23 protein-coding genes and 2 other annotated features are annotated in these 19,969 nt (G+C 42.4%); all 23 genes read left to right on the top strand.

Features of this window, described 5'->3' with window-relative positions:
- The first annotated feature begins 6 nt into the window (after nucleotides 1-6).
- Complete coding sequence (gene mcsA / locus JQX68_RS00565; protein ID WP_147773088.1) at nucleotides 7-564, top strand: protein-arginine kinase activator protein McsA; 558 nt, start codon at nucleotides 7-9, stop codon at nucleotides 562-564.
- Nucleotides 564-1,655, top strand: coding sequence for a protein-arginine kinase McsB (gene mcsB / locus JQX68_RS00570; protein WP_069148826.1), 1,092 nt, complete (start codon nucleotides 564-566; stop codon nucleotides 1,653-1,655). The genes mcsA and mcsB overlap by 1 nt, the downstream gene beginning before the upstream one ends.
- The gene (gene clpC, locus JQX68_RS00575; protein ID WP_014475592.1) at nucleotides 1,652-4,084 is read left to right on the top strand and encodes an ATP-dependent protease ATP-binding subunit ClpC; all 2,433 of its coding nucleotides are present in this window, start codon (nucleotides 1,652-1,654) and stop codon (nucleotides 4,082-4,084) included. Before mcsB ends, clpC begins: the two co-directional genes overlap by 4 nt.
- Before the next feature lie 91 nt (nucleotides 4,085-4,175).
- Nucleotides 4,176-5,552 (top strand): DNA repair protein RadA, encoded by a 1,377-nt coding sequence (gene radA, locus JQX68_RS00580; protein WP_015252992.1) that lies wholly within the window; start codon nucleotides 4,176-4,178, stop codon nucleotides 5,550-5,552.
- 3 nt (nucleotides 5,553-5,555) lie between these two features.
- Nucleotides 5,556-6,638, top strand: coding sequence for a DNA integrity scanning diadenylate cyclase DisA (disA, locus tag JQX68_RS00585; protein WP_014662516.1), 1,083 nt, complete (start codon nucleotides 5,556-5,558; stop codon nucleotides 6,636-6,638).
- A gap of 115 nt (nucleotides 6,639-6,753) precedes the next feature.
- Nucleotides 6,754-7,854, top strand: a complete 1,101-nt coding sequence (locus JQX68_RS00590; protein WP_014662517.1) for a PIN/TRAM domain-containing protein — start codon at nucleotides 6,754-6,756, stop codon at nucleotides 7,852-7,854.
- Nucleotides 7,855-7,868: 14 nt separating this feature from the next.
- Nucleotides 7,869-8,567 (top strand): 2-C-methyl-D-erythritol 4-phosphate cytidylyltransferase, encoded by a 699-nt coding sequence (gene ispD / locus JQX68_RS00595; protein ID WP_147773083.1) that lies wholly within the window; start codon nucleotides 7,869-7,871, stop codon nucleotides 8,565-8,567.
- Complete coding sequence (ispF, locus tag JQX68_RS00600; RefSeq protein WP_014475594.1) at nucleotides 8,560-9,036, top strand: 2-C-methyl-D-erythritol 2,4-cyclodiphosphate synthase; 477 nt, start codon at nucleotides 8,560-8,562, stop codon at nucleotides 9,034-9,036. The genes ispD and ispF overlap by 8 nt, the downstream gene beginning before the upstream one ends.
- A 90-nt stretch (nucleotides 9,037-9,126) precedes the next feature.
- Nucleotides 9,127-10,578, top strand: a complete 1,452-nt coding sequence (gltX, locus tag JQX68_RS00605; protein ID WP_014662519.1) for a glutamate--tRNA ligase — start codon at nucleotides 9,127-9,129, stop codon at nucleotides 10,576-10,578.
- A gap of 2 nt (nucleotides 10,579-10,580) precedes the next feature.
- Nucleotides 10,581-10,811: a binding site (T-box leader), on the top strand.
- Nucleotides 10,812-10,879: 68 nt separating this feature from the next.
- Nucleotides 10,880-11,533 carry a serine O-acetyltransferase gene (gene cysE / locus JQX68_RS00610; protein WP_003225749.1) on the top strand — a complete coding sequence of 218 codons (654 nt, stop codon included), beginning with the start codon at nucleotides 10,880-10,882 and terminating at the stop codon, nucleotides 11,531-11,533.
- Nucleotides 11,530-12,930 (top strand): cysteine--tRNA ligase, encoded by a 1,401-nt coding sequence (gene cysS / locus JQX68_RS00615; RefSeq protein ID WP_014662522.1) that lies wholly within the window; start codon nucleotides 11,530-11,532, stop codon nucleotides 12,928-12,930. The genes cysE and cysS overlap by 4 nt, the downstream gene beginning before the upstream one ends.
- A 3-nt stretch (nucleotides 12,931-12,933) precedes the next feature.
- A complete protein-coding gene (locus tag JQX68_RS00620; protein ID WP_014662523.1) occupies nucleotides 12,934-13,365 on the top strand; it encodes a mini-ribonuclease 3 in 432 nt (143 codons plus the stop codon).
- The gene (gene rlmB, locus JQX68_RS00625) at nucleotides 13,349-14,098 is read left to right on the top strand and encodes a 23S rRNA (guanosine(2251)-2'-O)-methyltransferase RlmB (protein ID WP_003225755.1); all 750 of its coding nucleotides are present in this window, start codon (nucleotides 13,349-13,351) and stop codon (nucleotides 14,096-14,098) included. The genes JQX68_RS00620 and rlmB overlap by 17 nt, the downstream gene beginning before the upstream one ends.
- Before the next feature lie 6 nt (nucleotides 14,099-14,104).
- Nucleotides 14,105-14,617, top strand: coding sequence for a ribosome-dependent mRNA decay endonuclease Rae1/YacP (rae1, locus tag JQX68_RS00630; protein ID WP_003225756.1), 513 nt, complete (start codon nucleotides 14,105-14,107; stop codon nucleotides 14,615-14,617).
- A 62-nt stretch (nucleotides 14,618-14,679) separates the two neighbouring features.
- Entirely contained in the window at nucleotides 14,680-15,336 is a 657-nt protein-coding gene (gene sigH / locus JQX68_RS00635) for an RNA polymerase sporulation sigma factor SigH (RefSeq protein ID WP_003225758.1), read from the top strand.
- A 92-nt stretch (nucleotides 15,337-15,428) separates the two neighbouring features.
- The gene (gene rpmG, locus JQX68_RS00640) at nucleotides 15,429-15,578 is read left to right on the top strand and encodes a 50S ribosomal protein L33 (protein WP_003156421.1); all 150 of its coding nucleotides are present in this window, start codon (nucleotides 15,429-15,431) and stop codon (nucleotides 15,576-15,578) included.
- Between the two features lie 34 nt (nucleotides 15,579-15,612).
- Nucleotides 15,613-15,792, top strand: coding sequence for a preprotein translocase subunit SecE (secE, locus tag JQX68_RS00645; RefSeq protein ID WP_004399676.1), 180 nt, complete (start codon nucleotides 15,613-15,615; stop codon nucleotides 15,790-15,792).
- 178 nt (nucleotides 15,793-15,970) lie between these two features.
- Nucleotides 15,971-16,504, top strand: coding sequence for a transcription termination/antitermination protein NusG (gene nusG / locus JQX68_RS00650; protein WP_003225764.1), 534 nt, complete (start codon nucleotides 15,971-15,973; stop codon nucleotides 16,502-16,504).
- A gap of 167 nt (nucleotides 16,505-16,671) precedes the next feature.
- Nucleotides 16,672-17,097, top strand: a complete 426-nt coding sequence (gene rplK / locus JQX68_RS00655) for a 50S ribosomal protein L11 (protein WP_003156430.1) — start codon at nucleotides 16,672-16,674, stop codon at nucleotides 17,095-17,097.
- Between the two features lie 94 nt (nucleotides 17,098-17,191).
- Nucleotides 17,192-17,890 (top strand): 50S ribosomal protein L1, encoded by a 699-nt coding sequence (gene rplA, locus JQX68_RS00660; RefSeq protein ID WP_003235040.1) that lies wholly within the window; start codon nucleotides 17,192-17,194, stop codon nucleotides 17,888-17,890.
- 45 nt (nucleotides 17,891-17,935) lie between these two features.
- Nucleotides 17,936-18,076, top strand: a sequence feature (ribosomal protein L10 leader region).
- Between the two features lie 65 nt (nucleotides 18,077-18,141).
- Entirely contained in the window at nucleotides 18,142-18,642 is a 501-nt protein-coding gene (gene rplJ, locus JQX68_RS00665) for a 50S ribosomal protein L10 (protein WP_014662526.1), read from the top strand.
- Between the two features lie 45 nt (nucleotides 18,643-18,687).
- Complete coding sequence (gene rplL / locus JQX68_RS00670; RefSeq protein ID WP_003156436.1) at nucleotides 18,688-19,059, top strand: 50S ribosomal protein L7/L12; 372 nt, start codon at nucleotides 18,688-18,690, stop codon at nucleotides 19,057-19,059.
- An 89-nt stretch (nucleotides 19,060-19,148) separates the two neighbouring features.
- The gene (locus JQX68_RS00675; RefSeq protein WP_014662527.1) at nucleotides 19,149-19,754 is read left to right on the top strand and encodes a class I SAM-dependent methyltransferase; all 606 of its coding nucleotides are present in this window, start codon (nucleotides 19,149-19,151) and stop codon (nucleotides 19,752-19,754) included.
- Nucleotides 19,755-19,969: the final 215 nt, after the last annotated feature.

Genomic DNA, 19,969 nt, shown 5'->3' on the forward strand with positions numbered 1-19,969 from the left:
AAAAGATTGATTTGTCAAGAGTGCCACGAGAGACCAGCCACTTTTCACTTTACAAAGGTTGTTAACGGAGAAAAAATAGAAGTTCATATTTGTGAACAATGTGCCAAAGAAAATAGTGATTCATATGGTATAAGTGCAAATCAAGGTTTCTCTATTCATAATTTACTTTCGGGTTTGCTGAACATGGATTCTTCATTTCAAAATGCAGGGACTCAAATGTTCAGTCACTCGGAGCAAATATCTGCTTGTCCGAAATGCGGAATGACGTTTCAGCAATTCAGAAAAATTGGCCGCTTTGGATGTTCTGAATGTTACAAAACATTCCATAACACCATAACACCTATCCTACGTAAAGTGCACAGCGGAAACACTGTGCATGCAGGGAAGATACCGAAACGAATTGGCGGCAATCTTCATGTCAGACGGCAGATTGATATGCTGAAAAAAGAATTAGAATCCTTAATCCATCAAGAAGAATTTGAAAACGCAGCTCATGTGAGAGATCAAATTCGTTCTTTGGAACAATCACTCAAAAGTACAGATAGTGAGGAGGAACAGGGATAATGTCGCTAAAGCATTTTATTCAGGACGCACTAAGCAGTTGGATGAAGCAGAAAGGACCTGAAAGTGACATTGTACTCAGCAGCCGTATACGTTTAGCAAGGAACTTTGAACATATTCGGTTCCCTACGCGGTATTCCAATGAAGAAGCCTCATCCATCATACAGCAATTTGAAGATCAGTTTTCAGAGCAAGAAATTCCCGGAATCGGCAAATTCGTTTTGATTAGAATGAATGATGCACAGCCTTTAGAAAAGCGTGTACTTGTTGAAAAACATCTAATCAGTCCGAATTTGACAGAGTCTCCTTTTGGCGGCTGTTTGCTTTCTGAAAATGAGGAAGTAAGCGTCATGCTAAATGAAGAGGATCATATTAGAATACAATGTCTTTTCCCTGGATTTCAGCTTCTAGAAGCAATGAAAGCCGCAAACCAGGTCGACGACTGGATTGAAGAAAAAGTTGATTATGCATTCAATGAGCAAAGAGGATACTTAACCAGCTGTCCTACAAACGTAGGTACAGGTTTAAGGGCTTCGGTCATGATGCATCTGCCGGCACTGGTTTTAACTAGGCAAATAAATCGAATTATACCGGCAATTAATCAATTAGGCTTAGTTGTTAGAGGAATTTATGGGGAAGGCAGCGAAGCAGTAGGGAATATCTTTCAAATTTCAAATCAGATCACGCTTGGTAAGTCCGAGCAGGATATTGTAGATGATCTTAACAGTGTTGCTGCTCAACTGATTGAACAAGAGCGATCTGCCCGAGAAGCGATTTATCAAACTTCTAAAATTGAACTTGAGGATCGGGTATATCGGTCTTATGGGGTCTTGTCTAATTGCCGGATGATAGAATCTAAAGAAACTGCAAAGTGCCTTTCAGATGTTCGGTTAGGCATAGACCTAGGCATTATAAAAGGACTTTCAAGCAACATACTTAACGAACTAATGATTTTGACGCAGCCAGGTTTTTTACAGCAGTACTCGGGAGGCGCTTTGCGTCCGAACGAAAGGGACATTCGAAGAGCGGCTCTCATAAGAGAACGGCTTCACTTAGAAATGAATGGGAAAAGACAGGAGGATGAATCGATATGATGTTTGGAAGATTTACAGAACGGGCTCAAAAGGTACTGGCGCTAGCACAGGAAGAAGCACTTCGTTTAGGTCATAATAATATTGGCACTGAGCATATTTTATTAGGACTGGTAAGAGAAGGAGAGGGCATTGCTGCCAAAGCTCTTCAAGCGCTTGGACTCGGTTCAGATAAAATTCAGAAAGAAGTAGAAAGTTTGATCGGGCGCGGGCAGGAAATGTCTCAAACGATTCATTATACTCCTAGAGCTAAAAAAGTCATTGAACTTTCGATGGATGAAGCAAGAAAACTCGGTCATTCTTATGTCGGAACAGAACATATTCTTCTTGGCCTGATTCGTGAAGGAGAAGGTGTTGCCGCGAGAGTTCTGAATAACCTCGGTGTCAGCTTAAATAAAGCAAGACAGCAGGTGCTCCAGCTTCTTGGAAGCAATGAAACAGGATCATCAGCGGCAGGAACAAACAGCAATGCGAATACGCCTACGCTTGATAGCTTGGCAAGAGACTTGACTGCTATTGCGAAGGAAGACAGTCTTGATCCTGTAATCGGCAGAAGCAAGGAAATCCAGCGTGTCATTGAAGTGTTAAGCCGCAGAACGAAAAACAACCCTGTTCTCATTGGTGAACCAGGTGTTGGTAAAACGGCTATCGCAGAAGGTTTGGCACAGCAAATTATCAATAATGAAGTACCCGAAATCTTGCGTGATAAACGTGTGATGACATTAGACATGGGAACGGTTGTTGCCGGCACAAAATATCGCGGAGAATTTGAGGATCGCCTGAAGAAGGTCATGGATGAAATTCGCCAGGCAGGAAATATCATTCTATTCATCGATGAGCTCCATACATTAATCGGGGCAGGCGGAGCAGAAGGTGCTATTGATGCATCTAATATCTTAAAACCTTCACTTGCTCGCGGTGAGCTCCAATGTATTGGAGCAACGACTCTTGATGAGTACCGTAAATATATTGAAAAAGACGCAGCACTGGAACGCCGTTTTCAGCCGATCCAGGTAGATCAGCCATCTGTCGATGAAAGTATTCAAATTTTACAAGGTCTTCGTGACAGATACGAAGCCCACCACCGTGTTTCTATCACTGATGATGCCATTGAAGCTGCGGTTAAGCTTTCTGACAGATATATTTCTGACCGCTTCCTTCCGGATAAAGCCATTGACTTAATCGATGAAGCTGGTTCAAAGGTGAGACTGCGCTCCTTTACAACGCCTCCTAACTTAAAAGAGCTTGAGCAGAAGCTTGATGAGGTTCGTAAAGAGAAGGATGCGGCAGTGCAAAGCCAAGAGTTTGAAAAAGCTGCTTCCTTGCGTGATACTGAGCAGCGCCTGCGCGAGCAAGTTGAGGATACGAAGAAATCATGGAAAGAGAAGCAAGGGCAGGAAAATTCAGAGGTTACTGTGGATGATATTGCGATGGTTGTATCCAGCTGGACCGGTGTGCCTGTATCTAAAATCGCCCAAACTGAAACTGATAAGCTTCTCAATATGGAAAACATTCTTCACTCTCGTGTCATCGGCCAGGATGAAGCGGTTGTAGCTGTTGCAAAAGCCGTCAGACGTGCGAGAGCAGGGTTAAAAGATCCTAAACGCCCAATCGGCTCATTCATTTTCTTAGGCCCTACAGGTGTAGGTAAAACAGAGCTTGCGCGAGCACTTGCTGAATCCATTTTTGGCGATGAAGAATCCATGATCAGAATAGATATGTCTGAATACATGGAAAAACACTCAACTTCAAGACTTGTCGGTTCACCTCCGGGATACGTAGGATACGATGAAGGCGGTCAATTGACTGAGAAAGTCAGAAGAAAACCTTACTCTGTCGTGCTTCTTGATGAGATTGAGAAAGCGCACCCTGATGTCTTCAATATCCTTCTGCAAGTTCTTGAAGACGGCCGATTGACTGATTCTAAAGGACGTACAGTCGATTTCCGCAATACCATTTTGATCATGACATCAAACGTCGGGGCAAGTGAGCTGAAACGCAATAAATATGTCGGCTTTAACGTTCAGGATGAGACTCAAAATCATAAAGACATGAAAGATAAAGTGATGGGTGAATTGAAACGGGCGTTTAGACCTGAGTTCATCAACCGTATCGATGAAATCATCGTCTTCCATTCACTTGAGAAAAAACATCTTACTGAAATCGTGTCATTAATGTCTGATCAATTGACGAAACGCCTGAAAGAACAGGATCTTTCTATCGAATTGACTGATGCTGCAAAAGCAAAAGTCGCGGAAGAGGGCGTTGATCTGGAGTACGGAGCCCGTCCGTTAAGAAGAGCGATCCAAAAACACGTAGAGGATCGTTTATCTGAAGAACTCCTCAGAGGAAATATTCATAAAGGACAGCATATTGTTCTTGATGTAGAAGATGGCGAATTTGTCGTAAAAACGACTGCTAAAACGAATTAATATAGAAGACAGAAATGAGGCATACAGCATGTAAGTGTATGCCTCACTTTCATATCAAGAAATAGAACAAGGGAGAGGTCTTACACTATATATGGCTAAAACAAAATCGAAATTCATCTGCCAATCCTGCGGCTACGAGTCTCCAAAATGGATGGGGAAATGTCCGGGCTGCGGTGCTTGGAATACAATGGTTGAAGAAATGATTAAAAAAGCACCGGCCAATCGGAGAGCGGCTTTTTCTCATTCTGTTCAAACTGTACAGAAACCTTCACCTATTACGTCAATCGAAACATCAGAAGAACCCCGCGTTAAAACCCAGCTTGGCGAGTTTAACAGAGTACTCGGCGGAGGTGTCGTTAAAGGCTCCCTCGTTTTAATCGGCGGTGATCCTGGTATCGGAAAGTCAACGTTATTACTGCAGGTTTCCGCTCAATTATCAGGCTCATCAAACAGTGTGCTGTATATTTCGGGAGAAGAATCTGTAAAGCAAACGAAGCTTCGAGCTGACCGCCTCGGCATTAATAATCCGTCACTGCATGTTTTATCTGAAACCGATATGGAGTATATTTCGTCTGCTATACAAGAGATGAATCCAGCGTTTGTCGTTGTTGACTCTATTCAAACGGTATACCAAAGCGATATCACATCGGCACCGGGCAGCGTTTCACAGGTCAGAGAATGTACCGCTGAGCTAATGAAAATTGCAAAAACAAAAGGTATCCCGATTTTTATCGTGGGACACGTGACGAAAGAAGGGTCTATTGCAGGGCCGAGACTGTTGGAGCATATGGTTGACACTGTTTTATATTTTGAAGGAGAACGCCACCATACTTTCCGCATTTTGCGGGCTGTAAAAAACCGTTTCGGATCTACAAACGAAATGGGCATATTTGAAATGCGGGAAGAGGGGCTGACTGAGGTTTTGAATCCTTCAGAAATTTTCTTAGAGGAACGCTCTGCGGGTTCCGCGGGCTCGAGTATCACTGCTTCTATGGAGGGCACTAGACCGATTCTCGTTGAAATTCAGGCGCTCATCTCGCCAACAAGCTTTGGAAATCCAAGGCGTATGGCAACGGGAATAGACCACAACAGGGTTTCTCTGTTAATGGCTGTATTAGAAAAAAGAGTGGGGCTGCTGCTGCAAAATCAGGATGCTTATTTGAAAGTGGCTGGCGGCGTTAAGCTTGATGAACCCGCAATTGATCTTGCCATTGCGATCAGTATCGCATCAAGCTTTAGAGACACACCTCCAAATCCTGCAGATTGTTTTATTGGAGAAGTGGGATTAACCGGAGAAGTGCGACGGGTTTCAAGAATTGAACAACGTGTGAAAGAAGCGGCAAAGCTTGGTTTTAAACGCATGATCATACCCGCGGCTAATCTGGATGGATGGACAAAACCAAAAGGGATTGAGGTTATCGGAGTAGCAAATGTTGCAGAGGCGCTTCGTACTTCATTAGGAGGATAATAGATGGAAAAAGAGAAAAAAGGGGCGAAACACGAGTTAGACTTGTCATCTATATTGCAGTTTGTTGCTCCGGGTACACCGCTCAGAGCGGGGATGGAGAACGTCTTGAGAGCAAATACAGGCGGTCTGATCGTTGTTGGATATAATGATAAAGTAAAAGAAGTGGTGGATGGAGGATTTCACATCAACACGGCTTTTTCTCCGGCGCATTTGTATGAGCTGGCTAAAATGGATGGCGCGATCATTTTAAGTGATTCGGGTCAAAAGATCCTATATGCGAATACACAGCTGATGCCGGATGCCACAATTGCTTCATCTGAAACAGGAATGCGGCACAGAACTGCCGAAAGAGTAGCTAAGCAAACCGGCTGTCTTGTGATCGCTATTTCTGAAAGAAGAAATGTCATAACGTTATATCAGGAAAACATGAAGTATACACTAAAGGACATAGGATTTATTTTAACCAAGGCGAACCAAGCCATTCAAACACTTGAAAAATATAAGACAATCCTCGATAAAACGATTAATGCACTGAATGCGTTAGAGTTTGAGGAGCTTGTTACCTTCAGTGATGTCTTGTCTGTCATGCATCGTTATGAAATGGTGTTGAGAATTAAAAACGAAATAAATATGTATATCAAAGAGCTGGGGACAGAAGGACATCTGATCAAACTGCAAGTCATTGAATTGATTACGGATATGGAAGAAGAGGCCGCTTTATTTATTAAGGATTATGTAAAAGAAAAGATTAAAGATCCGTTTGTTCTTTTGAAGGAGCTGCAGGATATGTCCAGTTATGATCTGCTGGATGATTCCATTGTGTATAAGCTTCTCGGTTATCCTGCTTCTACTAATCTTGATGATTATGTATTGGCTAGAGGATACAGGCTGTTAAATAAGATACCGCGTCTGCCGATGCCAATTGTTGAAAATGTTGTAGAAGCATTTGGAGTCCTTCCAAGGATTATTGAGGCGAGTGCAGAAGAGTTAGATGAAGTAGAGGGAATCGGTGAAGTACGAGCCCAAAAAATCAAAAAAGGATTAAAACGCCTGCAAGAGAAGCATTATTTAGACCGGCAGCTGTGATTTCGGTTAAAACCTGGTGAATACGGGTATATTAATGTTGGTTTTTGTTTATTCTGATATTCGTAGGGTGCATAAGACTTTGTGAAATTAAAATGTTTAAAAAGGAGGTGGGGGTATGTTAAAACGAATAGTTCAGGCGTTCTTCATTATTTTTGGCGGCGTTGTTGGTATATTTCTAATACCTGAATTGTTTGTACTGTTAAATATACAGGACATACCTTTAATAACAAACGCATATACGTCTGCGGCAATTGGGGCAATTATCTTTTTTCTCATCAGTATATGGGGTACAGAATACGTTGTGAACTGGGTGAAGTGGATAGAGGATTCATTGTTAAAAGCGCCGGTTCCAGATTTGTTATTTGGAAGTCTAGGCCTGGTTTTTGGACTTATAATTGCTTATCTTATCGTAAATGTTATTCCTTTAGACAATATACCTTACCGCATATTCAGCACAATTATCCCTGTATTTTTGGCTTTCTTCCTCGGTTATCTCGGCTTCCAGGTGGGCTTTAAGAAAAAGGATGAATTGATCAGCCTGTTTTCCATTTCCGCCAGAATGCAAAAGAAAAAAGGATCAGCTGAAGAAGAACATGAGGTTCAAGACAAGAAGCTGAAAATTTTGGACACTAGTGTTATTATTGATGGGAGAATAGCAGATATTTGCCAGACTGGATTTTTAGAGGGAGTTATCGTGATTCCGCAGTTTGTCCTTGAGGAGTTGCAGCATATTGCCGACTCTTCCGATGTGTTAAAACGAAACAGAGGACGCCGCGGTCTTGATATCCTGAACCGCATTCAGAAAGAATTAGACATTGAAGTTGAAATTTACGAAGGCGACTTTGAGGATATTCAGGAGGTTGACAGTAAGCTCGTCAAACTTGCGAAGCTGACATCCGGGGTCGTTGTGACGAATGATTTTAATTTAAATAAAGTATGCGAGCTTCAGAAGGTAGCAGTATTAAACATTAATGACCTTGCTAATGCGGTCAAGCCTGTTGTGCTTCCTGGCGAGGAAATGAATGTTCAGGTCATTAAGGATGGGAAAGAGCATAATCAGGGAGTTGCCTACTTGGATGATGGTACGATGATTGTCGTTGAAGAAGGACGCAATTATATCGGCAAGCATATTGATGTACTCGTCACAAGTGTGCTGCAGACAGCAGCGGGACGAATGATTTTTGCGAAGCCTAAGCTGTTGGAGAAGGCGCTGTAAAGGGAGAAAAAACAATGAGTTATGATGTGGTGATTCCTGCAGCCGGACAGGGAAAGCGGATGAAGGCAGGGAGAAATAAACTGTTCATTGAGCTGAAAGGAGACCCGGTGATCATACACACGTTAAGAGTGTTTGACAGCCACCGGCAGTGCGAAGAAATCATTTTGGTGATTAACGAGCAGGAGCGGGAGCACTTTCAACAATTGCTGACCGATTATCCGTTTCAAACATCGATTGAGCTTGTTGCAGGCGGAGATGAGCGTCAGCACAGTGTTTATAAGGGGCTGAAAGCCGTAAAGCAAGAAAAGATCGTCCTTGTACATGACGGTGCCCGCCCATTTATAAAACATGAACAAATTGACGAACTGATCGCAGAGGCGGAACAGACAGGAGCGGCCATCCTCGCTGTTCCGGTAAAAGATACAATTAAACGCGTTCAAGATTTACAAGTCAGTGAGACGATTGAACGTTCAAGCTTGTGGGCTGTCCAAACGCCACAAGCTTTTCGTCTTTCTTTATTGTTGGAGGCTCACGCTGAGGCCGAGCGCAAGGGATTTTTAGGGACGGATGACGCCAGCCTCGTTGAACAGATGGAAGGCGGTTCGGTCCGTGTTGTAGAAGGCAGTTATACAAATATTAAGCTGACGACGCCAGACGATTTGACGTCAGCTGAAGCTATCATGGAATCAGAAAGTGGGAATAAACATGTTTAGAATTGGACAAGGATTTGATGTGCATCAATTAGTGGAGGGCCGTCCTCTAATTATTGGCGGAATTGAAATCCCGTACGAAAAAGGGCTGCTTGGCCATTCTGATGCAGACGTATTGTTGCATACTGTCGCTGACGCCTGCCTGGGGGCTGTGGGTGAAGGTGACATTGGCAAGCATTTTCCTGACACAGATCCTGAGTTCAAGGACGCAGACTCTTTCAAATTACTTCAGCATGTTTGGGGAATCGTGAAACAAAAAGGGTATGTCCTTGGGAACATTGATTGCACCATCATAGCGCAAAAGCCGAAGATGCTGCCGTACATAGAAGATATGAGAAAAAGAATCGCTGAAGGCCTTGAGGCAGAGGTTTCACAGGTGAATGTAAAAGCAACAACGACAGAAAAGCTTGGATTTACAGGCCGAGCGGAAGGAATAGCGGCTCAGGCGACTGTACTGATACAAAAAGGCTAACTTGTTTTGATGCCGGGTCTATTTGGTGGTAGAATAGATTCATACATTTTTGCCTGAGGCCATACATGACATGAAAGGAAGTATTTGAAAATGGGAAACGAAGTACGCGTCCGTTATGCACCGAGTCCAACCGGACATTTGCATATTGGAAATGCCAGAACGGCGCTTTTTAATTATTTATTTGCTCGCAATCAAGGCGGTAAGTTTATCATTCGTGTTGAGGACACTGATAAAAAGCGCAATATTGAGGGCGGAGAACAAAGCCAGCTGAATTATCTGAAGTGGCTAGGTATTGACTGGGATGAGAGTGTGGATGTCGGCGGAGAGTACGGCCCATACCGTCAGTCAGAGCGTAACGATATCTATAAAGTGTACTATGAAGAGCTCCTTGAAAAAGGGCTTGCTTATAAATGCTACTGTACGGAAGAAGAGCTTGAAAAAGAGCGTGAAGAGCAGATTGCCCGCGGAGAAATGCCACGGTATTCTGGGAAACACAGAGATCTGACTCAGGAAGAACAGGAGAAATTTATTGCTGAAGGCAGAAAGCCGAGTATTCGTTTCCGTGTTCCAGAAGGAAAAGTCATCGCCTTCAACGACATCGTAAAAGGCGAAATTTCTTTTGAATCAGATGGCATTGGCGACTTCGTTATTGTGAAAAAGGACGGAACGCCTACTTATAACTTCGCGGTAGCTATTGATGACTACTTAATGAAAATGACACACGTGCTGCGCGGTGAGGATCATATTTCTAACACACCGAAACAGATTATGATCTATCAAGCATTCGGGTGGGATATTCCACAGTTCGGACATATGACGCTGATTGTAAACGAAAGCCGTAAAAAGCTCAGCAAACGTGATGAATCCATTATTCAATTCATCGAGCAGTACAAAGAGCTTGGCTACTTGCCAGAAGCGCTGTTCAACTTTATCGGGCTGCTAGGCTGGTCACCGGTTGGAGAAGAAGAGCTTTTCACAAAAGAGCAGTTTATTGAAATTTTTGATGTAAATCGTTTATCTAAATCACCAGCTTTGTTTGATATGCATAAGCTAAAATGGGTTAACAACCAATATGTGAAGAAGCTGGATCTTGATCAGGTTGTTGAACTGACGCTTCCGCATTTGCAAAAAGCCGGCAAAGTTGGCACTGAGCTTTCTGCTGAAGAACAAGAGTGGGTTCGCAAATTGATTTCCCTGTATCATGAGCAATTAAGCTACGGTGCCGAAATTGTTGAGCTGACTGATTTGTTCTTTGCGGATGAGATCGAGTATAATCAAGAAGCGAAAGCTGTTCTGGAAGAGGAGCAGGTTCCTGAAGTGCTCAGCACATTCGCTGCGAAGCTTGAAGAGCTTGAGGAGTTCACTCCAGATAATATCAAAGCATCGATCAAAGCAGTGCAGAAAGAAACTGGCCACAAAGGGAAAAAACTGTTTATGCCGATTCGTGTTGCTGTTACAGGGCAAACTCACGGTCCGGAACTGCCGCAATCAATCGAATTGATCGGTAAAGAGACTGCGATTCAGCGTTTGAAAAATATCTAAATAAATGATTGTTGACAGGGAAGAGTATAAAGCTTTAGGCCATTACAGAAAGGATCTTCATTGGCTGAGAGAGATCCATGAGCCGGGTTTTAGAAGTGCGCCCTTAAGACCTTTGAAGAACGTTTTTAAAAATCAGTATTCAAAGGCGGCCGCCGCCGTTACAGGCTGAAGTTGGGAGAGCAGGAGTCTGCTTTTCAAACAGAGTGGAACCGCGCGGTTAAAGCGTCTCTGTCATGTTTTCATGCAGAGATGCTTTTTTTATTGGGCAGAGGAAATCAGATAGAGAAACGGGGGGAAGCATGTGTTTTTTAGAATGCTAAAAGAAGACATTGATACTGTTTTCGATCAAGATCCTGCAGCAAGAAGCTATTTTGAAGTGATTTTAACTTATTCCGGTTTACATGCTATATGGGCGCATCGGATTGCACATGCTTTATATAAACGAAAATTTTATTTCCTTGCACGCCTTATATCTCAAGTAAGCCGATTTTTTACCGGGATCGAAATCCACCCCGGCGCTACAATTGGGAGAAGATTTTTCATAGACCACGGCATGGGGGTTGTCATTGGGGAGACATGTGAAATCGGCAATAACGTAACCGTTTTTCAGGGGGTTACCCTTGGGGGAACGGGGAAAGAAAAGGGAAAAAGGCACCCAACGATTAAAGATGACGCATTGATAGCCACAGGTGCTAAAGTGCTCGGTTCAATTACGGTCGGTGAAGGCTCAAAGATTGGCGCTGGTTCAGTAGTGCTGCATGATGTTCCCGATTTTTCAACAGTTGTCGGTATCCCCGGACGGGTCGTTGTACAAAATGGCAAGAAGGTAAGACGCGATTTAAACCATCAGGATTTGCCCGATCCGGTTGCTGACCGCTTTAAGTCTTTGGAACAGCAGATTTTAGAGCTGAAGGCAGAACTTGAAGACAGAAAAGAAAGGATCAATCAAAAATGACAATCACACTTTATAATACATTGACTAGACAGAAGGAAACATTCGTTCCTCTTGAAGAGGGGAAAGTGAAAATGTACGTATGCGGACCGACAGTTTACAATTACATTCACATCGGAAACGCGCGTCCGGCTATCGTTTACGATACGGTTCGAAACTATTTGGAGTACAAAGGCTATGATGTGCAGTATGTCTCTAACTTCACAGACGTAGACGATAAATTAATTAAAGCGGCAAATGAGCTTGGTGAGGATGTGCCTACCATCTCAGAGCGTTTTATTAAAGCATATTTTGAAGATGTAGGTGCGCTCGGATGCCGAAAAGCCGACCTTCATCCGCGGGTGATGGAAAACATGGATGCCATTATTGAATTCGTAGATCAGCTCGTGAAAAAGGGCTACGCTTATGAATCAGAAGGTGACGTTTATTTCAAAACAAGAGCGTTTGAAGGATACGGAAAGCTTTCTCAGCAATCAATCGATGAGCTAAGATCAGGTGCACGCATCCGGGTCGGCGAGAAAAAAGAAGATGCTCTTGATTTCGCACTGTGGAAAGCGGCAAAAGAAGGAGAAATCTCCTGGGATAGCCCTTGGGGAAAAGGACGTCCGGGCTGGCACATTGAATGCTCAGCAATGGTGAAAAAATATCTGGGTGACCAGATTGATATCCATGCGGGCGGACAGGATTTAACATTCCCTCACCATGAAAACGAAATTGCGCAATCTGAGGCATTGACAGGAAAAACGTTTGCGAAGTACTGGCTCCATAATGGCTATATCAATATTGATAATGAAAAAATGTCAAAATCACTGGGCAACTTTGTGCTTGTGCATGACATCATTAAACAGCATGATCCGCAGCTTTTGAGATTCTTTATGCTATCTGTTCATTATCGCCATCCGATTAACTATTCAGAAGAGCTTCTAGAAAATACGAAAAGCGCATTTAACCGTTTAAAAACAGCGTACAGCAATCTTCAGCACCGTCTGAACAGCAGTACGAATTTAACGGAAGATGACGATCAATGGCTTGAGAAAGTTGAAGAACACCGCAAAGCATTTGAAGAAGCGATGGACGATGACTTTAATACGGCGAATGCGATTTCTGTCTTGTTCGACTTAGCGAAGCATGCCAATTATTATCTTCAGAAAGATCATACGGCTGATCATGTAATTACGGCGTTTATCCAGATGTTTGACCGTATTGTTTCTGTTCTCGGTTTTTCATTGGGTGAGCAGGAACTTCTCGATCAAGAGATTGAAGACTTAATTGAAAAACGAAATGAAGCGCGCCGGAATCGCGATTTTGCGTTGTCAGACCAGATTCGCGACCAGCTGAAAAGCATGAATATCATTCTTGAAGATACGGCTCAAGGCACTCGCTGGAAACGGGGAGAATAACGGATGCTTGAATTTGATACGATAAAAGATTCAAAGCAGCTTAACGGTCTTGCGCTTGCTTATATAGGTGATGCCATTTTTGAAGTGTATGTAAGGCATCACCTGCTTAAGCAGGGCTTTACCAAACCAAATGATCTTCATAAGAAATCAAGCCGGATTGTTTCGGCAAAGTCGCAGGCTGAGATCCTATTTTTTCTGCAGAATCAATCATTTTTTACGGAAGAAGAGGAAGCGGTGCTGAAAAGAGGCAGAAATGCCAAGTCAGGAACAACACCTAAAAATACAGATGTTCAGACGTACCGCTATAGTACAGCATTTGAAGCGCTTCTGGGCTACCTTTTTCTAGAGAAAAGAGAGGAACGGCTTAGTCAGCTCATAGCCGAAGCTATACAATTCGGGACGTCAGGGAGGAAAACAAATGAGTCAGCAACATGATTACGTCATAGGGAAGAATGCAGTGATCGAGACGTTAAAATCTGATCGGAAGCTTTATAAGCTGTGGATGGCGGAAAACACCGTAAAGGGACAGGCACAGCAAGTGATTGAGCTTGCGAAAAAGCAGGGAATCACAATTCAATACGTCCCGAGAAAAAAACTCGATCAAATGGTGACAGGACAGCATCAAGGCGTTGTGGCACAGGTTGCAGCGTATGAATATGCAGAACTGGACGATTTATATAAAGCGGCCGAAGAAAGAAATGAACAGCCTTTCTTCCTCATTCTGGACGAGCTTGAAGACCCTCATAATCTTGGTTCCATTATGAGAACAGCTGATGCGGTCGGCGCTCATGGCATCGTCATTCCAAAACGGAGAGCTGTCGGGCTGACAACAACAGTGGCAAAAGCTTCAACAGGGGCAATTGAGCACATTCCTGTAGCAAGAGTCACCAATTTGGCACGGACGTTAGAAGAGATGAAAGAACGGGGAATCTGGGTTGTCGGAACGGATGCGTCCGCGCGTGAGGATTACCGCAATATGGACGGCAATATGCCTTTGGCTTTAGTCATCGGAAGTGAAGGAAAAGGGATGGGCCGACTCGTGAAAGAAAAGTGTGATTTTCTCATTAAACTCCCGATGGCCGGAAAGGTAACTTCACTAAATGCATCTGTCGCGGCTGGTCTTTTGATGTATGAAGTCTACCGGAAACGAAACCCTCTGGGAGAATAAAGACCCATGGATATCCTGTTAGTAGACGGATACAACATGATAGGAGCCTGGCCGCAGCTGAAGGATTTAAAAGCGAACAGTTTCGAAGAGGCGAGAGACGTACTGATTCAGAAAATGGCGGAATATCAATCGTATACAGGAAACAGGGTTATTGTTGTTTTTGACGCGCATCTCGTTAAAGGGCTTGAGAAAAAACAGACCAACCATCGAGTTGAAGTGATTTTTACAAAAGAAAATGAGACGGCTGATGAGCGGATAGAAAAGCTCGCTCAGGCTTTGAATAATATCGCGACTCAAATTCACGTTGCGACCTCTGACTATACTGAGCAATGGGCGATTTTCGGACAGGGGGCATTGCGGAAATCGGCCCGGGAGCTTTTGAGAGAGGTAGAAGCGATTGAAAGGCGAATAGAGAGACGGGTAAGAAAAATCACTTCCGAAAAGCCGGCGGGTAAAATTGCTTTATCGGAAGAGGTTTTGAAAACGTTTGAAAAGTGGAGGCGGGGAGACTTAGATTAAGTTGACGCTTTTTTGCCCAATACTGTATAATATTTCTATCTACGTGCGCCGGGGGGATCGGAGTGAATCTACAGAACAACAAGGGAAAATTCAACAAAGAGCAGTTTTGCCAGTTGGAGGACGAGCAGGTCATTGAAAAGGTTCATGTTGGGGACAGTGATGCGTTAGATTACTTGATTACGAAGTACCGAAACTTTGTTCGGGCGAAAGCAAGATCCTATTTCTTAATAGGGGCGGACAGAGAAGATATTGTTCAGGAAGGTATGATAGGCCTCTATAAGTCTATTCGTGACTTCAAAGAGGACAAGCTTACCTCTTTCAAAGCTTTCGCAGAATTATGTATTACCCGCCAAATTATTACCGCAATAAAGACAGCTACTCGCCAGAAACACATTCCTTTGAATTCCTACGTCTCATTAGATAAACCGATTTTTGATGAAGAATCAGACCGAACGCTGCTTGATGTCATTTCAGGGGCGAAAACCTTAAATCCTGAGGAAATGATCATTAATCAGGAAGAATTTGATGACATTGAAATGAAAATGGGAGAACTACTAAGTGATTTAGAGAGAAAAGTACTCGTCTTATATCTCGACGGGAGAAGTTACCAAGAGATTTCCGATGAACTGAACCGACATGTGAAATCGATCGACAATGCCCTTCAGCGTGTGAAACGCAAGCTGGAGAAGTACTTGGAAATTCGCGAAATCAGTTTGTAATAGGAATTTAAGCTATATTGACAGTATTTTTCTGACTATGATATGTTACTAAAGATAAGAACTAATGTCTATTTAGAAAAAGGTGTAATGACATGAGAAAAAAGATTACGTTAGCATGCAAGACATGCGGAAACCGTAATTATACGACAATGAAGAGCTCTGCATCAGCGGCTGAGCGATTAGAAGTAAAGAAATACTGCAGTACTTGCAATTCACATACAGCTCATCTTGAAACAAAATAGTTTTTGCGCTTTTTAAATTGTGGAGGTCTTTTACATGCGTATTATGAAATTCTTTAAAGATGTTGGGAAAGAAATGAAAAAGGTAAGCTGGCCTAAAGGAAAAGAGTTAACGCGTTATACCATTACGGTAATTTCAACAGTTATCTTTTTTGTTATCTTTTTTGCCCTCCTTGACACAGGAATTTCTCAATTAATTCGTTTAATAGTTGAATAATGATCAGCAATACGTGCTATAATAGATCATAATATTACTTGCCAAAACCCGTTCAGCGGGTTTTTTATTGTGGCTTAAAATGAAAGTTATCATAGGCTTGCCGCCTATTTTTTGAAGCGTTATGGTAATTCACTAAAACCAAATGCGGGGAGGGAAGGACTGGACAGTCCTGAAGAGAATGGAAAAGAATTGGTATGTTGTTCACACGTACTCTGGTTACGAGAATAAAGTAAAAGCCAACTTGGAAAAACGTGTTGAATCAATGGGGATGCAGGATAAAATTTTCCGTGTAGTCGTACCCGAAGAAGAAGAAACGGATATCAAAAACGGCAAGAAAAAAGTCGTGAAAAAGAAAGTATTCCCTGGTTATGTGCTTGTTGAAATTGTAATGACAGACGACTCTTGGTATGTTGTCCGCAACACGCCGGGTGTTACTGGATTCGTAGGATCTGCCGGATCAGGTTCAAAACCGACGCCGCTTCTTCCAGGCGAAGCAGAAACCATTCTGAAGAGAATGGGCATGGACGAACGCAAAACTGATATTGACTTTGAACTGAAAGAGACAGTGAAAGTAATAGACGGACCTTTTGCTAACTTTACTGGATCGATTGAAGAGATTGATTATGACAAAAGCAAGGTCAAAGTTTTCGTTAATATGTTCGGCCGCGAAACGCCGGTTGAGCTGGAATTTACCCAAATCGATAAATTGTAATGTGAAAAAACTTGAAATTGCTATATATAAATGATAATATAGCAAAGGTACGTCTTGGACTTATCCAAGGCAACTAGCATGATATTTCGTCATTCATATAAAGAATGAAACCTTGAGTGGGAGGGTTTACCCTATTACCACATCACGGACTTAAGGAGGTGTGTCTCGTGGCTAAAAAAGTAGTTAAAGTTGTAAAATTGCAAATTCCTGCTGGAAAAGCTAACCCAGCACCACCAGTTGGACCTGCACTTGGTCAAGCCGGTGTTAACATCATGGGATTCTGTAAGGAGTTTAACGCTCGTACAGCTGACCAAGCTGGTTTAATCATTCCTGTTGAAATTTCGGTTTACGAAGACCGTTCATTTACATTTATTACAAAAACTCCACCTGCTGCAGTATTGCTTAAAAAAGCAGCTGGAATTGAGTCTGGTTCTGGTGAACCAAACCGTAATAAAGTGGCAACCGTTAAGCGCGATAAAGTACGCGAAATCGCTGAAACGAAAATGCCTGACTTAAACGCAGCAGACGTTGAAGCGGCAATGCGCATGGTTGAAGGTACTGCCCGCAGTATGGGTATTGTAATCGAGGATTAATTTGTTTCTTGTCGGGTTGCGAGTTTTAACAAGTTCGCAACCCTTATTCGTGGGAGGTTATTCCGCTATAACCACATAAGGAGGAAATTTTAAAATGGCTAAAAAAGGTAAAAAGTACGTTGAAGCTGCTAAGCTTGTAGACCGTTCTAAAGCTTACGACGTTTCTGAAGCAGTAGCTCTCGTTAAAAAAACAAACACAGCTAAATTCGACGCTACAGTTGAAGTGGCTTTCCGTTTAGGGGTTGACCCTCGTAAAAACGACCAGCAAATCCGCGGAGCAGTTGTGCTTCCAAACGGAACTGGTAAAACTCAGCGCGTTCTCGTTTTCGCAAAAGGCGAAAAAGCGAAAGAAGCTGAAGCTGCTGGTGCAGATTTCGTAGGCGATACTGACTACATCAACAAAATTCAACAAGGCTGGTTCGATTTCGATGTAATCGTAGCTACACCTGACATGATGGGTGAAGTTGGTAAAATCGGTCGTGTACTTGGACCAAAAGGTTTAATGCCAAACCCTAAAACTGGTACAGTTACTTTCGAAGTTGAAAAAGCGATCGGCGAAATCAAAGCTGGTAAAGTTGAATACCGCGTAGATAAAGCTGGAAACATTCATGTTCCTATCGGTAAAGTTTCTTTCGAGGATGAAAAACTTGTTGAGAACTTCACAACAATGTACGATACAATCCTGAAAGCTAAACCTGCCGCAGCTAAAGGCGTTTACGTGAAAAACGTTGCTGTAACTTCTACTATGGGACCTGGTGTCAAAGTAGACTCTTCAACTTTTAACGTAAAATAATATTGACATGACATCAACATTCTGATATGATTCAAAATGTTGTAAAATAGAATATCATTTATACCGTAGACAGTAGGGGCCTAACCGCTTAATCATCCTACCGAGGTGTATATTATCACAGCTATTACGTTACGTATGCTTGTATATACAGCCTCCATGTCTCATGGAGGCTTTTTATATGGAATCCGTCGTCTCAGTCGTGATCACCTAACGGTATAAGTGTTACACAAGAATCTACAGGAGGTGTAACCATGAGCAGCGCAATTGAAACTAAAAAAGTTGTTGTTGAAGAAATTGCTTCTAAACTGAAAGAAAGTAAATCAACGATCATCGTTGACTATCGCGGACTTAACGTTTCTGAAGTAACTGAACTTCGTAAACAGCTTCGCGAAGCTAACGTTGAGTTCAAAGTTTACAAAAATACGATGACTCGCCGTGCGGTTGAACAAGCTGAGCTTAATGGTTTGAATGATTTCTTAACTGGACCGAACGCGATCGCATTCAGCACTGAAGATGTTGTCGCTCCGGCTAAAGTTCTGAATGACTTCGCTAAAAATCACGAAGCTCTTGAAATCAAAGCTGGCGTAATCGAAGGTAAAGTTTCTACTGTTGAAGAAGTGAAAGCTCTTGCTGAACTTCCATCACGCGAAGGCTTGCTTTCTATGTTGCTTAGCGTACTTCAAGCTCCAGTTCGCAACTTTGCTCTTGCTGCAAAAGCTGTGGCAGAACAAAAGGAAGAACAAGGCGCTTAATCTAATCAGTTTTTCATAAATTAAAACAAAATGGAGGAATTACAAATGGCTTTAAATATCGAAGAAATCATTGCTTCCGTTAAAGAAGCAACTGTACTTGAATTGAACGACCTAGTAAAAGCAATCGAAGAAGAATTTGGCGTAACTGCTGCTGCTCCTGTAGCTGTAGCTGGCGGAGCTGCTGCAGGCGGAGCTGCTGAAGAGCAAAGCGAATTCGATCTTATCCTTGCTGGTGCTGGATCTCAAAAAATCAAAGTTATCAAAGTTGTACGTGAAATCACTGGTCTTGGCTTGAAAGAAGCTAAAGAACTTGTTGACAACACTCCAAAACCACTTAAAGAAGGTATTGCTAAAGAAGAAGCTGAAGAGCTTAAAGCTAAACTTGAAGAAGTTGGCGCTTCTGTAGAAGTTAAGTAATCTTCACTTACCTGGAGGGGAAGCTCGCTTTTATGAGGCGAGCTTTTTCTTTGCCATTCTTTAAGCCATGAAAAAAGGAGGTTCTAATAATGAGTGAGCACTATTATTCAGAAAAACCTTCAGTGAAAAGCAACAAGCAAACCTGGTCTTTTAGGCTTCGGAATAAAGATTTCACGTTTACCAGCGACAGCGGGGTTTTTTCTAAAAAAGAAGTTGATTTCGGCTCCCGACTGCTGATTGATTCTTTTGAAGAGCCTGAGGTTGAGGGCAGCATTTTGGATGTAGGCTGCGGGTACGGGCCGATTGGTTTATCGCTGGCCAGCGACTTTAAAGACCGGACTATCCACATGATTGATGTTAATGAGAGAGCCGTAGAACTATCAAATGGAAATGCGGAACAGAATGGAATAACAAACGTTAAAATTTATCAAAGCGATTTGTTTTCAAACGTTGATTCTGCTCAAACATTTGCTTCTATTCTTACAAATCCCCCAATCCGAGCCGGAAAAAAAGTTGTCCATGCTATCTTTGAGAAAAGCGCTGAACACTTAAAAGCTTCAGGTGAGTTGTGGATCGTCATACAGAAAAAGCAAGGCGCGCCTTCTGCCATTGAAAAGCTCGAGGAACTGTTCGATGAAGTTTCTGTCGTTCAAAAAAAGAAAGGCTATTATATCATAAAAGCAAAAAAAGTTTGACTCGGTATTTTAACTATGTTAATATTGTAAAATGCCAATGTATATATTTTGCTTGATATGATGAATTGTCAATATCTATGTATAAATTATACAAGTATGGAAATGCTAATAAAATCGGTATTTGTTTTTGGATGTGGTTTTCTTAATTAGAAACCCTTTTTTCTTTTGTCTTGTAAAAGTATTTTCTTTCTTTGGAAGAAATGCTTATTACACAT

Origin of the sequence: Bacillus sp. LJBS06 (genome assembly GCF_016924995.1) — a bacterium.
GTDB classification, from domain to species: domain Bacteria; phylum Bacillota; class Bacilli; order Bacillales; family Bacillaceae; genus Bacillus; species Bacillus stercoris.

What these genes read in the sequence shown, in the direction of transcription:
- gltX (WP_014662519.1), top strand. Translation starts at nt 9,127, where the DNA reads ATGGGAAACGAAGTACGCGTCCGTTATGCACCGAGTCCAACCGGACAT.
- JQX68_RS00675 (WP_014662527.1), top strand. Translation starts at nt 19,149, where the DNA reads ATGAGTGAGCACTATTATTCAGAAAAACCTTCAGTGAAAAGCAACAAG.
- JQX68_RS00620 (WP_014662523.1), top strand. Translation starts at nt 12,934, where the DNA reads ATGCTTGAATTTGATACGATAAAAGATTCAAAGCAGCTTAACGGTCTT.
- rae1 (WP_003225756.1), top strand. Translation starts at nt 14,105, where the DNA reads ATGGATATCCTGTTAGTAGACGGATACAACATGATAGGAGCCTGGCCG.
- secE (WP_004399676.1), top strand. Translation starts at nt 15,613, where the DNA reads ATGCGTATTATGAAATTCTTTAAAGATGTTGGGAAAGAAATGAAAAAG.
- nusG (WP_003225764.1), top strand. Translation starts at nt 15,971, where the DNA reads ATGGAAAAGAATTGGTATGTTGTTCACACGTACTCTGGTTACGAGAAT.
- mcsB (WP_069148826.1), top strand. Translation starts at nt 564, where the DNA reads ATGTCGCTAAAGCATTTTATTCAGGACGCACTAAGCAGTTGGATGAAG.
- disA (WP_014662516.1), top strand. Translation starts at nt 5,556, where the DNA reads ATGGAAAAAGAGAAAAAAGGGGCGAAACACGAGTTAGACTTGTCATCT.
- rplL (WP_003156436.1), top strand. Translation starts at nt 18,688, where the DNA reads ATGGCTTTAAATATCGAAGAAATCATTGCTTCCGTTAAAGAAGCAACT.
- cysS (WP_014662522.1), top strand. Translation starts at nt 11,530, where the DNA reads ATGACAATCACACTTTATAATACATTGACTAGACAGAAGGAAACATTC.
- rplJ (WP_014662526.1), top strand. Translation starts at nt 18,142, where the DNA reads ATGAGCAGCGCAATTGAAACTAAAAAAGTTGTTGTTGAAGAAATTGCT.
- clpC (WP_014475592.1), top strand. Translation starts at nt 1,652, where the DNA reads ATGATGTTTGGAAGATTTACAGAACGGGCTCAAAAGGTACTGGCGCTA.
- rplA (WP_003235040.1), top strand. Translation starts at nt 17,192, where the DNA reads ATGGCTAAAAAAGGTAAAAAGTACGTTGAAGCTGCTAAGCTTGTAGAC.
- rlmB (WP_003225755.1), top strand. Translation starts at nt 13,349, where the DNA reads ATGAGTCAGCAACATGATTACGTCATAGGGAAGAATGCAGTGATCGAG.
- JQX68_RS00590 (WP_014662517.1), top strand. Translation starts at nt 6,754, where the DNA reads ATGTTAAAACGAATAGTTCAGGCGTTCTTCATTATTTTTGGCGGCGTT.
- ispD (WP_147773083.1), top strand. Translation starts at nt 7,869, where the DNA reads ATGAGTTATGATGTGGTGATTCCTGCAGCCGGACAGGGAAAGCGGATG.
- rpmG (WP_003156421.1), top strand. Translation starts at nt 15,429, where the DNA reads ATGAGAAAAAAGATTACGTTAGCATGCAAGACATGCGGAAACCGTAAT.
- ispF (WP_014475594.1), top strand. Translation starts at nt 8,560, where the DNA reads ATGTTTAGAATTGGACAAGGATTTGATGTGCATCAATTAGTGGAGGGC.
- radA (WP_015252992.1), top strand. Translation starts at nt 4,176, where the DNA reads ATGGCTAAAACAAAATCGAAATTCATCTGCCAATCCTGCGGCTACGAG.